At 61.2% G+C, this 13,382-nt stretch carries 10 protein-coding genes; 8 read left to right on the top strand and 2 right to left on the bottom strand.

Annotation, left to right across the window (positions count from 1 at the left end):
* Positions 1-323: 323 nt before the first annotated feature.
* Both I6E42_RS11910 and I6E42_RS11905 read right to left on the bottom strand, forming a co-directional pair.
* Positions 324-545, bottom strand: a complete 222-nt coding sequence (locus tag I6E42_RS11910) for a cation transporter (RefSeq protein ID WP_235372233.1) — start codon at positions 543-545, stop codon at positions 324-326.
* A 61-nt stretch (positions 546-606) separates the two neighbouring features.
* Positions 607-966 (bottom strand): ArsR/SmtB family transcription factor, encoded by a 360-nt coding sequence (locus I6E42_RS11905; protein WP_235372232.1) that lies wholly within the window; start codon positions 964-966, stop codon positions 607-609.
* A 211-nt stretch (positions 967-1,177) separates the two neighbouring features.
* On the opposite strand from I6E42_RS11905, the gene I6E42_RS11900 reads away from it, so the two are divergent.
* From I6E42_RS11900 to nifJ, 8 genes are all read left to right on the top strand, one after another.
* Entirely contained in the window at positions 1,178-1,717 is a 540-nt protein-coding gene (locus I6E42_RS11900) for a nitroreductase family protein (protein ID WP_235372231.1), read from the top strand.
* Between the two features lie 104 nt (positions 1,718-1,821).
* Positions 1,822-2,781 carry an Ig-like domain-containing protein gene (locus I6E42_RS11895; RefSeq protein ID WP_235372230.1) on the top strand — a complete coding sequence of 320 codons (960 nt, stop codon included), beginning with the start codon at positions 1,822-1,824 and terminating at the stop codon, positions 2,779-2,781.
* 543 nt (positions 2,782-3,324) lie between these two features.
* Positions 3,325-4,728: an MBOAT family O-acyltransferase gene (locus I6E42_RS11890; RefSeq protein ID WP_235372229.1), complete on the top strand. Its 1,404-nt coding sequence runs from the start codon at positions 3,325-3,327 to the stop codon at positions 4,726-4,728.
* Positions 4,729-4,741: 13 nt separating this feature from the next.
* On the top strand, positions 4,742-5,860 hold the full coding sequence (locus I6E42_RS11885) for a DHHW family protein (RefSeq protein ID WP_235372228.1): 1,119 nt from the start codon (positions 4,742-4,744) through the stop codon (positions 5,858-5,860).
* Between the two features lie 111 nt (positions 5,861-5,971).
* Positions 5,972-7,138, top strand: a complete 1,167-nt coding sequence (gene thiI, locus I6E42_RS11880) for a tRNA uracil 4-sulfurtransferase ThiI (protein ID WP_235372227.1) — start codon at positions 5,972-5,974, stop codon at positions 7,136-7,138.
* 17 nt (positions 7,139-7,155) lie between these two features.
* Positions 7,156-7,725 carry a GNAT family N-acetyltransferase gene (locus I6E42_RS11875; protein ID WP_235372226.1) on the top strand — a complete coding sequence of 190 codons (570 nt, stop codon included), beginning with the start codon at positions 7,156-7,158 and terminating at the stop codon, positions 7,723-7,725.
* Positions 7,726-7,882: 157 nt separating this feature from the next.
* Entirely contained in the window at positions 7,883-9,076 is a 1,194-nt protein-coding gene (locus tag I6E42_RS11870) for an amidohydrolase (protein WP_235372225.1), read from the top strand.
* A gap of 384 nt (positions 9,077-9,460) precedes the next feature.
* Positions 9,461-13,018 carry a pyruvate:ferredoxin (flavodoxin) oxidoreductase gene (nifJ, locus tag I6E42_RS11865; RefSeq protein ID WP_235372224.1) on the top strand — a complete coding sequence of 1,186 codons (3,558 nt, stop codon included), beginning with the start codon at positions 9,461-9,463 and terminating at the stop codon, positions 13,016-13,018.
* Positions 13,019-13,382 lie beyond the last annotated feature (364 nt).

Here is a 13,382-nt window from a genome sequence, read left to right as displayed (position 1 = left end):
TTCAGTGGCACGTCCCACCGGGCGGCCCCGGCGGGCCACGGAGGTAAGGAGTGTCAGGGACATGTCATGCCGTGACCGAGGCGGGCCATATTGCTGATCCCCCGTAAAACCTCCAGATTTTGCGAAGAAAAAAGGCGGTGTGAGTCCATTCGAATTTTGCGGCCTGGGCCCAACGCAAGGCCGCGGGACTCCCGTAACGGGGACCGGGGGTAAGGTCATTGGCGGCGGAGGGCACAGCCCGAGGCCGCCCTGGCCGTCCCACGGCGATTCTCGAGGTGAATTGCCCCGCAGGGCGAAATCCATTTGCCCCTATAAACTAAAATTTATTTCACCACGACTTCGCAGTCAGGCTCCACTTTTTTACACACCTTGACCGCCTCCTTGACGATGGCGTCAAACCGGGCGTCGTCCCCCTCGATGGTCATTTTCTGGGTCATAAAGCTGACGGTGGCGTCCGTGACGCCGTCCAGCTTTCTGATCGCGGCCTCCATTTTGGCGGCGCAGTTGGCACAGTCCAGGTCGATCAGTTTAAACGTCTTTTTCATGGTATGCCTCTCCTTTTCCGATTTTATTTATCGTTGCTGTTCTTCACCGGGGTCTGGGTATTTACTCGAGAATATGCTCCATGCCCTGGGACAGGATGCGGATCACATGTTCGTCTGCCAAAGAATAGTAGACCACCTTGCCCTCCCGGCGGAACTTGACCAGCTTACTGCCCTTCAACACTCTCAGCTGGTGGGACACCGCGCTCTGGGAAACCTCCATCAGCTTGGCGATGTCGCACACACACAGCTCCGACTCCAGCAGGGCGTACAGGATCTTGACCCGGGTGCTGTCTCCGAAAATTTTAAACAGCTCCGCCAGGTCGTACAAAGTCTCGTCTTGGGGCAGCAGGCTGCGTACCCGCTCCACCGCGTCCGGATGGACCAGGTTTTCCTCGCAGCAGGGGGATTCCAGAAAATCCATTCTGCCTCTCCTTTCCATATATGAACACATATTCACATGTTTGATTGTAATATACTACTTTGCTTTCCGGTTGTCAAGAGGAAAACGCGGCAGGCTATGGTATTTTTACCGAAAGGCTGGTATAATAAGCTGACAGTTCCCCGCGCAGCGGAACATACTATATTTAAGGATGAAACGCCTGCCTGCGTTTCTTTTTGAAAGGACAATCATCATGGAACATAACAAGGAATTTCTGAATCTAATCCTGGACCGCCGCAGCTGCCGCGCCTATCGGCCCGACCCTCTGGACCGGCCCACCCTGGCCGCCATCGTGGAGGCCGGCCGTTACGCCCCCAGCGCCATGAGCCGTCAGCTGAACCACTTCTTTGTCATCACCGATCCCGAGCTGCTCGCCGGCATCAGCGCCACGGTAAGCCGGCGCCTGGAGGGCTTCGACGGCCGTGACTGCCGTTACGGCGCCCCCGCTCTGGTTCTGGTGGCGAACGCCAAAAGCAACCGCAGCGCCATTCAGGACGCCTCCTGCGCCATGGAAAACATGATGCTGGCCGCCTCCGCCATGGGGGTGGGGTCCTGCTGGATCAATCAGCCCTACCACCTCACCGACGACCCGGAACTGCGTGCCCTGCTGGCTCCCATCGGCCTCACTGATGAGGAGCGCATCTGCGCCTCTCTCTCCCTGGGCTGGCCCGCCGATCCGGTCCATCCCGGCCGCCGGGAGCACAAGGGCAATCCCGTCTCCTGGATCGGCTGAAATTTTCTTGCTCATGGGGAACCTTTTCCCTGCGCCAGCGTCCAACCAGACAGCGCCCCCAAATATACGCTGATTTTTCAGCCCCGAAAAGGAGTTTTTTTATCATGAAGCGACGCATCCTGTCTCTGGCTCTGGCCTGCGCCCTGTCCCTCTCCCTCCTGTCCTCCTGCGGCGGCAAGGACAACAATCCCGCCCCTGGCTCCGCCTCCAGCGGGAGCAGCGCCAGCACCTCCGCCCCTGACACCTCTGCGCCCGATACCTCGTCGCCCGATGGCAGCCAGCCCGACGTCTCCGCGCCGGATGCCGGCCAGTCCGGCGGCAGCAGTTCTGCTTCGTCCACCCCTCCCGCAGATGAGTCCACGGCGGCCGCCTCCCTGTCTTTGAGCAAAAGCGACTTCACCCTGAAGTCCGCCGGGGCCTCCTGGAAGCTGAAAGCCGCCGTGACGGGTATGGACAAGGCCGAACTGACCTGGACCTCCAGCGACAAGAGCGTGGCCACCGTGTCTGAGGACGGCACCGTCACCGCCGTGGCCCCCGGCACCGCCACCATCACCGCCCAAGCCGGCGAACTGACCGCCCAGTGCGTGGTCCGCTGCCGGTGGGAGGAAACGGTCGAAACGGACAAGCCTGACAGCTCCTCCGGTTCCTCCAGCTCTGCCCCCGCCCCCGCTGGCAAGGTGGATCTGGCCGCCTTCCACGACGCCCTCAACGGTACCTATGAGTTCTCCAATTTCCTGGAACTGGCCGATCAGGAGATGACCGACGCCTTCTATCCCGGTCTGACCGGCATCGCCACCGAACAGTGCCTGGTCTACGCCACCATGATGAGCATGAACATGGGGGAACTGGTCCTGGTCCAGGTGAAGGACGGCAAGGATGTGGACGCTGTCAAGGCGATCCTCCAGGCCCGTATCGACAACATGGCCAACGGCGGCGCCTGGTACCCCGAACCCACCCGGATCTGGAGCGAGTGCTCCAAAGTGGTCTCCAACGGCAATTACATCATGATGGTGGTCAACGACAAGTACCAGTCCATTATCAATGATTTTAACGCCCTGTTTTAAACGGTAGATTTTTGTCTATGAGGTAGCAGTTTTACGCTCTGTAGGACTGACCTATGCGGACTGCCGATAAATCACGCTGTGCAGTGGAGCGGGCCAGCGCGGTCAAGAACTACGCCGCACAGTTGAGAAACCCAGGCGCTGATATTCAGCGGCTGTTCCAATCCAGGTTTCCCCGATCCAGGGCCGAAGGCCCGGAAGGAGAGGCAACAAAACCGGGCTTTGTGCGCCGGACGTGAGGAACACTTTCCCAATCGGACTCTCATCGGGTCCGGGCCCGCAGGCCCAGGGAACTTTGGCTACTTTCCTTCCCTGGAAAGTAGCTCGCCCGGGGGCGAAACATCCCTATCTCCCGTCTCGCCCGCAGTCGAAGTGTTCCATGCGCAGATTTCTCCCAGTATTTCAGATGCCCGGAAAAGGCAAGGGCAGAGCCCTTGCCCTACATGACATAGGTTTTAGGTTCCTTAGGCCGGTAAACCAAAATTGATATCCCACACACACCGGCGGACGAGCCATCGTCCGCCGTTTCTGCGAGGAGGAAATCTGATGGTCTTTTCCACCCCCATATTCTTATTCTATTTTCTGGTCCTGACCCTGCTGGCCTACTATGTGGTCCCCCGGCGGTTTCGGAACCTGGTGCTGCTGTGCGCCTCCCTGCTGTTTTACTACTGGGGTGAGCAGACCTATGTGGTCATCATGTTTCTGTCCACCGCCATCGACTTCACCCACGGTTTGCTGGTGGAGCGGTGTAAGAGCCGCGGCAACGACAGGGGGGCCCGGATGGCTGTCGCCTCCTCCATCCTGTTCAACCTGGCCCTGCTGTTCTTCTTCAAATACTGGGATTTTATTGCTTCCTCCCTCCAGGCGGCGGGGCTGACCTTCATGCCTGTGCTGAACATCCACCTGCCCATCGGCATCTCCTTCTACACCTTCCAGACCATGAGCTACACCATCGACGTCTACCGTGGCGACGCCCGGGCCCAGCGGTCCATTCTGAACTTCGGCACCTTCGTCACCCTGTTTCCCCAGCTGATCGCCGGTCCCATCATTAAGTACAAGGACCTGGGGGACCAGATCGACAGCCGGGATACCTCCGTTGAGAAATTCGCCTCCGGGGTCCAGATCTTCATGGTTGGCATGGCGAAAAAGGTGCTCATCGCCAACAATGTGGGGATGCTGTGGGACATCTGCAAGGCCATGGCGCCCGCCGAATTGACAGTGGCTGGGGCCTGGCTGGGCGCCCTTGCCTTCAGCCTCCAGATCTACTTTGATTTCTCCGGTTACTCCGATATGGCTACCGGCCTGGGGCGGATGCTGGGCTTTGAGTTTCTGCCCAACTTCGACCACCCCTATGTCTCCCGGAGCGCCACGGAATTCTGGCGGCGGTGGCACATCTCCCTGGGCACCTGGTTCCGGGAGTACCTCTATATCCCCCTGGGGGGCAGCCGGGTACGGCCTGCCCGCCGCTACCTCAACCTCCTCATCGTATGGGCCGCCACCGGCATCTGGCACGGGGCCAGCTGGAACTACCTGATCTGGGGCCTGTACTTCGGCTTGATCCTGGTGCTGGAGAAAAAGTTTGTGCTCCGCCTTCTGGATGGGCTGCCCCGCTGGGCCGGGCACCTGTACACCCTGTTTCTGGTCCTGGTCAGCTGGCCCATCTTTGCCATTGAGGACTTTGGCCATTTGACCGCCTATCTGAAAACCATGTTCGGCCTGGGCGGCGCGGCCCTGGCTGACGGCTCCCTGGTCTACTATCTGACCAGCTACCTGCCCATTCTAGCGGTGGCCGTCCTAGCTTCCACGCCTCTGGGCGTCCGGCTCTACCATAAGCTGCCCCAGTGGACGGCCCAGATCGCCGGAGCGGTGCTGGTCCTGGCCGGCCTGACGCTGTGCACCGCCTACCTGGTGGACGGCACCTACAACCCCTTCCTGTATTTCCGGTTCTGAGGAGGCGCGACGCATGACGAAAAAATATGCTGTTTGTCTCACCGCCCTGTTTTGCGCCTTTACCGGCGGCGTCTTTCTGCTCAGCCTGCTGCTGCCCAAACAGGAATTCTCCCAGCTGGAGAACCGCTATCTGGAAAAGGCACCCGCGCTGAGCCTGGAGGCTCTCAAAGACGGGGAGTTTATGGAGGATGCCGAGGCCTATGTATCCGACCATATCGTGGGACGGGACTTCTGGGTGGCGGCAAAGGCCTGGTGTGAGCGCCTCTCCGGGAAGAAGGAAAACAACGGCGTCTACTTCGCCAAGGACGACACCCTCATCAACCGGGTGGAGGAGCCTGACCCGGACCTGCTGGCCCAGGACATGGACTATGTGGACGCCTTGGTGGGCAACGTCCCCGTCCCCGTCTATTTCGGCCTGATCCCCACCGCCGCCGCCACCTGGGCGGACAAGCTGCCCGCGGGCGCGCCCACCGCCGACGAGTTGTCCATCATCGACCGGCTGTACTTCTCCACCGGGGCGGAGACCATCGACATGGCCGGGGCCCTGGCCGCCCACAAAGGCGAGGCCATCTACTACCGCACCGACCACCACTGGACCAGCCTGGGCGCCTTCTATGGGGCCAACGCCCTGTTGGAGGCCATGGGGCTGGAGCCTTTGGACCTGAACAATTACCACAAAACCACCGTATCCCAGGACTTCAACGGCACCATTTTCTCATCCTCGGGGGTCCGCTGGGTACGCCCGGACCAGATCGACACCTACGTTTCCGGGGAGGGCGTGAAGGTCACCTCCTATTTTGACGGCACCCCCACCGAGGGCAGCCTGTATGTGGACAGCTATCTGGAAAAAAAGGACAAATATTCCTACTTCCTGGGGGGCAACCAGCCCCTGTGCGTGATAGAGACGGAGCATACCGGCGCTCCCAAGGTCCTCCTGGTCCGGGACTCCTACTCCGACTCCCTGGCTCCCTTCCTGACGGAGTGCTTCTCCCAGATCCACCTGTTTGACCTGCGGTATAATCTGACCAGTATCAAAAGCTATGTGGAGGAGCACGACATCGACGCCGTGGTGGTGCTGTACTCTTTCTCCAACTTTGCCGGAGACAAAAACCTGTTTTTGTTGGGACGGTAAATTTTTGTGGATGGTTTGGTGGATTTCACTGGACAATTTCAGAAATATCGGCTATAATGCCGCTCACTTGGTGCAGATACCGTCATGATAAAGAAAGGACCGTCTGACAATATGAATGAAATGATCCTGCTCAAACTGGGAGAACTGGTCTTGAAAGGCCTGAACCGCCGCAGCTTTGAGGACAAATTACAGGCCAACATCCACCGCCGTCTCAACGGCCTGGGCCAGTTCCGGGTGTATACCCGCCAGTCCACCACCTACGTGGAGCCCATGAACGGGGACTGTGACATGGACGGGGCCTGGGAGGCCATGAAGAAGGTCTTCGGTGTGGTGGGCCTCAGCCGGGCTCGGGCCTGTGAAAAGGACAAAGACGCCATCCTGGCCGCCTGCCGGGAGTACCTGGATGAACAGCTGTCCTCCGCCCGGACCTTCAAGGTGGAGACCAAACGGGCGGACAAGACCTTCCCCATGACCTCCATTCAGCTCAGCCAATATGTGGGCGGCGAGCTGGACGAGCTGTATCCCAACCTGAAGGTGGACGTCCACCATCCGGAGCTCACGGTCTATGTGGAGATCCGGGATTACGCCGCCTTTGTCCACGCCGACCCGGAGCCCGGCGCCGGCGGTCTGCCCGTGGGCATCAACGGCCGTGCGGTGTCCCTGCTGTCCGGTGGGATTGACTCCCCGGTGGCCAGCTACATGATCGCCAAGCGCGGAGTGTCCCTGGAGATGGTCCACTTTTTCTCCTACCCCTACACCTCCCCTGAGGCCAAGGACAAGGTCATTGAGCTGGCCCGGCTGCTCACCCCCTGGTGCGGCCACATGACCATCCATGTGGTCCCCTTCACCGCCATCCAGGAGGAGCTGCGCCGCTCCTGTCCCGAGGAGCTGTTCACCATCATCATGCGCCGCTTTATGATGCGCATTTCCCGGGCGGTGGCCCAGCGCATCGGGGCCAAGGCCCTGGTCACCGGAGAGTGCCTGGGCCAGGTGGCCAGCCAGACCATGGAGGCCATGAACGTCACCGGGGCGGTGGTGGACCTGCCCATCCTCCGTCCCTGCATCGGCCTGGACAAGGAGGAGATCGTCCAGATCTCCCGGAAGATCGGCACCTACGACACCTCGATCCTGCCCTATGAGGACTGCTGCACCGTATTCACCCCCCGTCACCCCAGGCTGCGTCCTCTTCCCGGCGAGGTGGAGCTGGCCGAGTCCAAGCTGGACATCGACGCCATGGTCCAGGCGGCGGTGGACGGTATCGAGCGTATTCGGGTCTGAAACCGGGAGGAAGAACCATGAAACTGCGTTTTGCCGTGCCGGAGGACGCCCAGGCGCTGCTGGACATCTACGCCCGGTATATCCACACCCCCATCACCTTTGAGTACGACCTGCCCTCCCGGGAGAAATTCGCCCGGCGGATCTCCTCCACTTTGGAGCGGTACCCCTATCTGGTAGTGGAGGAGGCGGGAAAGGCGGTGGGCTACGCCTACGCCCACCCGGAACGGGAGCGGGCGGCCTACCAGTGGAATACGGAGCTGTCCATTTACCTGGCTCCGGAAGCCGCGGGCCGGGGCGTGGGCCGCGCCCTCTACTCGGCCCTGATGGAGCTGCTGCGGCTGCAGGGCGTCAAGACTGCCTACGGGGTGGTCACCTCCCCCAACCCGGCCAGTGAGGGACTCCACCGGGCCCTGGGCTTCCGCCTGCTGGGCGTGCACCGGAACGCCGGCTTCAAAGACGGCGTCTGGTACGACGTGCTGTGGTTTGAAAAGAGCCTGGCCGGCTATGAGGCGGACCCGGCGCCGGTGATTTCCGTCGGTCAGCTTTCCCCGCAGGAGGTAGAGCGGGTGCTGGACGCCCTTTCGTGAATATACTCCAACCGCCCCGGATCAAGCTTGATTGGTCCGGGGCGGTTTTGCAAGCCGGTTGACCAAATGGAAAAAGCAAGGTAGAATGCAGGGGAGAGAAGGTGCGGCGGAGACCGCATCTGCGCGCAAAATGAAATGGAATTGGGAGGAAATACTGATGTCGGAACACCGGTTGGAACCCTTGATCAAAGCGGCGGTGGAGAAGTACCAGCCGCTGGCCGTGGAACTCAGCGACGACCTGTATGCCAACCCGGAACTCCCTGACCAGGAGTTCCGCTCCAGCGCAAAGGTCGTGGAGCTGCTCAGAAACGCGGGGTATGAGGTGGAGTATCCTTTTGACGGCCGGGAGACCGCTTTCCGCGGGGTGATCGGCAATGGCAGCGGCCCGTCCGCAGCCATCCTGGTGGAGTATGACGCCCTGCCCGGACTGGGACACGCCTGCGGCCACAACGCCAGCTGCGCCATGTCGGTCCTGGCGGCCCTGGCCCTGGCCGACCTGAAGGACCGGTTCCCCGGGACGCTGTATGCGATCGGCACGCCCGCGGAGGAGGACAACGGAGCAAAAGTGGGTATGGCGAAGCGGGGCGTGTTCGACGGCATGTCATTGGCCATCATGGCCCACAGCTGGAGCGGAGGCGCCCATGTGACGGATATGGACGTGCTGAGCCTGCAGTGCTACCTGGTGGAGTTCAGGGGCCTGTCCGCCCACGCCGCGGCCTCCCCCTGGAGCGGACATAACGCCCTGTCGGCTGCCCGAAAGTTCCTGGACCTGATCGACGCCCGCCGGGAGTGCTTCACCCCGGACATCCGGGTCAACGGGATCATCACCGACGGCGGCAAGGCCCCCAACATCCTGCCGGACCGGGCGGAGGTGCGGCTGGAGTTTCGTACTGACTCCCAAGGAAAGCTGCGCCTGATGGATGACATCATCAGAAAGTGCGCCAGGGGTGCCGCCATCGCCCTGGACTGTGAGGTCAGCTTTACCGAGGGCTTTGAGGGCTTTGACGACATGGTGTGCGTGCCGGCCCTGGAGCAGGAGGTCAAGGCGGTCCTGGAGGGCATGGGAGAGGTGTGCAGGGAGAAGCTGCCCCCCAGCGGTTCCTCGGACGTGGGCAATGCGAGCTACCGCTGCCCCACCGTCCAGCCCCTGGTCTCCCTGTGCGATCCGCCCTACGCCCTGCATACCGGGGAATTCCGGGATGAGACGGTGAAGCCCGCGGCCCACCGGGCCATCGCCACAGGCGGCAGGCTCATCGCGTCCATGGTCTGCCGGACGCTGACCGATCCGGAGTTCCGGCAGCGGGTCCAGGATTCCTTTGAGGCAAGCAGGGCGGCGAAGTTGGAGCTGTAAAACACGGCCTAAAAGTTATAAAGAAGCGGTAATAAAGCGGTGCTCCGTTGACGCGGAGCACCGCTTTTATGTGGGAAGCCAGAGAAGCAGGCGAGGGAAGCATTGGCAAAACAGTATAATTTTTTGTATATATGTGGACTGAAAAAAAGCGTAAAATTTCATAATTGAGATTTACAAACGAAAAAAAAGGTGGTAAACTTAGTACCGTCGAAATGGACCCACCCGCTCCCCTTTCCCGGGGAGCGGTACTGTCATGTGGACCTATAATAAGACGGTTATGGAAGCCATAACTGTTTTGGACACGGGGCAGGGGGCCAGGCATGTGGAACATGGACAGGCGGAGATCCGTCTATCCCCCAAATAAGGAAGAAAGTAGGGAACTCTATGGCAAGAAAGTTCAAAACCATGGACGGCAACAATGCGGCTGCGTATGTCAGCTATGCCTTTACCGAGGTGGCCGGCATCTACCCCATTACCCCGTCCAGCCCCATGGCCGACTATGTGGATCAGTGGGCCGCCCAGGGGCAGAAAAATATCTTCGGCACCACTGTCAAGGTCATTGAGATGCAGTCCGAGGCCGGCGCCGCCGGTACCGTGCACGGCTCTCTGAACGCCGGCGCCCTGACCACCACTTACACCGCTTCCCAGGGCCTGCTGCTGATGATCCCCAACATGTACAAGATCGCCGGCGAGCTGCTGCCCGCCGTCTTCCACGTTTCCGCCCGTACCGTGGCCGCCCAGTCTCTGAACATCTTCGGCGACCACTCTGACGTCATGGCCTGCCGCCAGACCGGCTTCGCCATGCTGGCCGAGGGCAACGTGCAGGAGGTCATGGACCTGGCTCCTGTGGCCCATCTGGCCGCCATCAAGGGCCGCGTCCCCTTCATCAACTTCTTCGACGGCTTCCGTACCTCCCATGAGATCCAGAAGGTCGCCATCTGGGATTACGCCGACCTGGCCGAGATGGTGGACATGGACGCCGTGGAGGCGTTCCGCAAGCGCTCCCTGAACCCCGAGCGTCCCACCATGCGCGGCTCCCACGAGAACGGCGACATCTTCTTCCAGCACCGCGAGGCCTGCAACCCCTACTACGACGCTCTCCCCGAGATCGTGGAGGAGTACATGGGCAAGATCAACGCCAAGCTGGGCACCGACTACAAGCTGTTCAACTACTACGGCGCCGCTGACGCCGACCGCGTCATCATCGCCATGGGCTCCATCTGCGACGTGGCCGAGGAAGTCATCGACTACCTGAACGCCCACGGCGAGAAGGTGGGCCTGGTGAAGGTCCGCCTGTACCGGCCCTTCCGCGCCGACAAGCTGATCGAGGCCATCCCCGCCACCGCCAAGAAGATCGCCGTTCTGGACCGCACCAAGGAGCCCGGCGCTCTGGGCGATCCCCTGTTCATGGACGTGGTCACCGCTCTGGCCGGCGCCGGCATCACCGACAAGGTGGTCGTGGGCGGCCGTTACGGCTTGGGCTCCAAGGATACTCCTCCCCGCAGCGTCTTCGCTGTGTATGAGAACCTGGCTCAGGACGCTCCCAAGAACCACTTCACCATGGGCATCGTGGACGACGTCACCGACAGCTCCCTGCCCGAGCACAAGGCCCCCAACACCGCCGCTGAGGGCACCATCGAGTGCAAGTTCTGGGGTCTGGGCGGCGACGGCACCGTGGGCGCCAACAAGAACTCCATCAAGATCATCGGCGACCACACCGACAAATACGTGCAGGCTTACTTCCAGTACGACTCCAAGAAGACCGGCGGCGTGACCATCAGCCACCTGCGCTTCGGCGACAAGCCCATCAAGAGCCCCTACTATATCAACAAGGCCGACTTCGTGGCCTGCCACAACCCCTCCTACGTCACCAAGGACTTCCCCATGGTCCGCGACGTCAAGCCCGGCGGCGTGTTCATGATCAACTGCCAGTGGACGGACGAGGAGCTGGCCCACCACCTGTCCGCCAACGCCAAGCGGTACATCGCTGAGAACAACATCCAGCTGTACACCATCAACGCCATCGACCTGGCCCGCCAGATCGGCATGGGCAAGCGCACCAACACCATCCTCCAGTCCGCTTTCTTCACCCTGGCCAAGGTCATGCCCCAGGAGGAGGCCATCGGCTACATGAAGGACGCCGCCACCAAGTCCTACCTGAAGAAGGGCCAGGACATCGTGGACATGAACCACAAGGCCATCGACGCCGGCGCCACCGCCTTCAAGAAGGTGGAGATCCCCGCCGACTGGGCCACTGCCGAGGACGCCAAGAAGGAGAGCACCCTGACCGGTCCCGCCAAGCTGGTCAAGATGGTGGAGAACATCCTGGAGCCCGTGGACCGTATGGACGGCGACAGCCTGCCTGTCTCCGCCTTCACCGGCCATGTGGACGGCACCTTCGAGCTGGGCGCCGCCGCCTATGAGAAGCGCGGCGTGGCCGTCTCTGTGCCCACCTGGGATTCCGCCAAGTGTATCCAGTGCAACCAGTGCGCCTATGTCTGCCCCCACGCCACCATCCGTCCCTTCATGCTGACCGAGGAGGAGGCCGCCAAGGCTCCCGCTTCCGCCAAGATCGTGGACGTGAAGGCCGGCAAGGGCAAGGGCGTTTACAAGTACGCCATGGCCATCAGTCCCCTGGATTGTATGGGCTGCTCCGTCTGTGCCAACATCTGCCCCACCAAGGCTCTGACTATGGTCAACCAGGAGGAGGAGCTGGCTCAGCAGGACGCCTTCAACTACATGGTGGAGAACGTCTCCGTCAAGGAGGACGTGGCCGACCTGACCGTCAAGGGCTCCCAGTTCAAGAAGCCTCTGCTGGAGTTCTCTGGCTCCTGCGCCGGCTGCGCCGAGACCGCCTATGCCCGCCTGATCACCCAGCTGTTCGGCGACCGGATGTATATCTCCAACGCCACCGGCTGCTCCTCCATCTGGGGCGGCCCCGCTGCTACCTCTCCCTACACCACCAACGCCGAGGGTCACGGTCCCGCTTGGGCCAACTCCCTGTTCGAGGATAACGCCGAGCACGGCCTGGGCATGTATATGGGCCAGAAGGCCATCCGCAACCGCCTGGCTGCCAAGACCGAGGCTCTGATCGCCGTGGCTTACGCCGACGCCGACCTGAAGGTTGCCGCCCAGAAGTGGCTGGACACCATGGAGGACGGCCAGGCCAACGCCGAGGCCACCAAGGCCTATGTGGCCGCTCTGGAGGCCGCTGTGGTTCCCGGCTGCCCCTGCGACGCCTGCAAGCTGGGCCGCGAGATCCTGGCTGAGAAGGAGTATCTGGCCAAGAAGTCCGTGTGGATTTTCGGCGGCGACGGCTGGGCCTACGACATCGGCTTCGGCGGTGTGGACCACGTCCTGGCCTCCGGCGAGGATGTCAACGTCTTCGTCTTCGACACCGAGGTGTACTCCAACACCGGCGGACAGGCCTCCAAGGCTTCCAACATCGGCCAGGTGGCTCAGTTCGCCTCCGCCGGTAAGCAGATCGCCAAGAAGAGCCTGGCTGAGATCGCCATGACCTACGGCTACGTCTATGTGGCTCAGGTCTCCATGGGCGCCAACCCCAACCAGACCCTGAAGGCCATCGCCGAGGCCGAGGCCTATCACGGTCCCTCCCTGATCATCGGCTACGCTCCCTGTGAGATGCACTCCATCAAGGGCGGCATGCAGAACTGCCAGTCCGAGATGAAGAAGGCCGTGGAGTGCGGCTACTGGAACCTGTTCCGGTTCAACCCTGACGCCGAGGGCGACAAGAAGTTCGTTCTGGACTCCAAGGCTCCCGCCGGCGGCTATCAGGAATTCCTGATGAACGAGGCCCGCTACTCCTCCCTGACCCGCTCCTTCCCCGAGCGCGCCAAGGAGCTGTTCGCCCTGAACGAGGAGACCGCCAAGAAGCGTTACGACAAGCTGGTCCGTCTGACCAAGATGTACGGCGAGGAGTAATCCTTCCCGGCAAGTCCCGGATACAAAACAAAACCCCGGAACGGACTGTCGTCCGTTCCGGGGTTTTTCGTGGGACATTACGCTTAGGTCTGGCTGACCTCATCCGCCAGCCCCTCCACAATTGATCAAGGAATGGTGCCCGGGAGCAATCAGATGTCGGAAACCTTCCACCCCCGGCGTCTTCACCCGTTTGCGCTTTAGTTGACGCGTGAGCGAGGCAGGAAAATGAGAGAAGCATCCTTCCATGATCATGGAAGGATGCTTTTTCTCAAAATACCGCTTGAAAATAGTCCCGCAGTTCCAGCAGGGAATCAAACCGCCGGAACAGCAGCGCCTCCAGGTCGGGGGTGGGGGGGATCAGGTC

Source organism: Pseudoflavonifractor phocaeensis, assembly GCF_021531815.1.
GTDB classification, from domain to species: Bacteria; Bacillota; Clostridia; order Oscillospirales; family Oscillospiraceae; genus Lawsonibacter; species Lawsonibacter phocaeensis_A.
This window is presented reverse-complemented; position numbering and strand designations above follow the sequence as displayed.

Bases quoted from the DNA above. Each gene is read 5' to 3' on its own strand.
- I6E42_RS11870 (WP_235372225.1), top strand. From the start codon at position 7,883: ATGTCGGAACACCGGTTGGAACCCTTGATCAAAGCGGCGGTGGAGAAG.
- nifJ (WP_235372224.1), top strand. From the start codon at position 9,461: ATGGCAAGAAAGTTCAAAACCATGGACGGCAACAATGCGGCTGCGTAT.
- I6E42_RS11885 (WP_235372228.1), top strand. From the start codon at position 4,742: ATGACGAAAAAATATGCTGTTTGTCTCACCGCCCTGTTTTGCGCCTTT.
- I6E42_RS11910 (WP_235372233.1), bottom strand. From the start codon at position 545: ATGAAAAAGACGTTTAAACTGATCGACCTGGACTGTGCCAACTGCGCC.
- thiI (WP_235372227.1), top strand. From the start codon at position 5,972: ATGAATGAAATGATCCTGCTCAAACTGGGAGAACTGGTCTTGAAAGGC.
- I6E42_RS11890 (WP_235372229.1), top strand. From the start codon at position 3,325: ATGGTCTTTTCCACCCCCATATTCTTATTCTATTTTCTGGTCCTGACC.
- I6E42_RS11905 (WP_235372232.1), bottom strand. From the start codon at position 966: ATGGATTTTCTGGAATCCCCCTGCTGCGAGGAAAACCTGGTCCATCCG.
- I6E42_RS11895 (WP_235372230.1), top strand. From the start codon at position 1,822: ATGAAGCGACGCATCCTGTCTCTGGCTCTGGCCTGCGCCCTGTCCCTC.
- I6E42_RS11875 (WP_235372226.1), top strand. From the start codon at position 7,156: ATGAAACTGCGTTTTGCCGTGCCGGAGGACGCCCAGGCGCTGCTGGAC.
- I6E42_RS11900 (WP_235372231.1), top strand. From the start codon at position 1,178: ATGGAACATAACAAGGAATTTCTGAATCTAATCCTGGACCGCCGCAGC.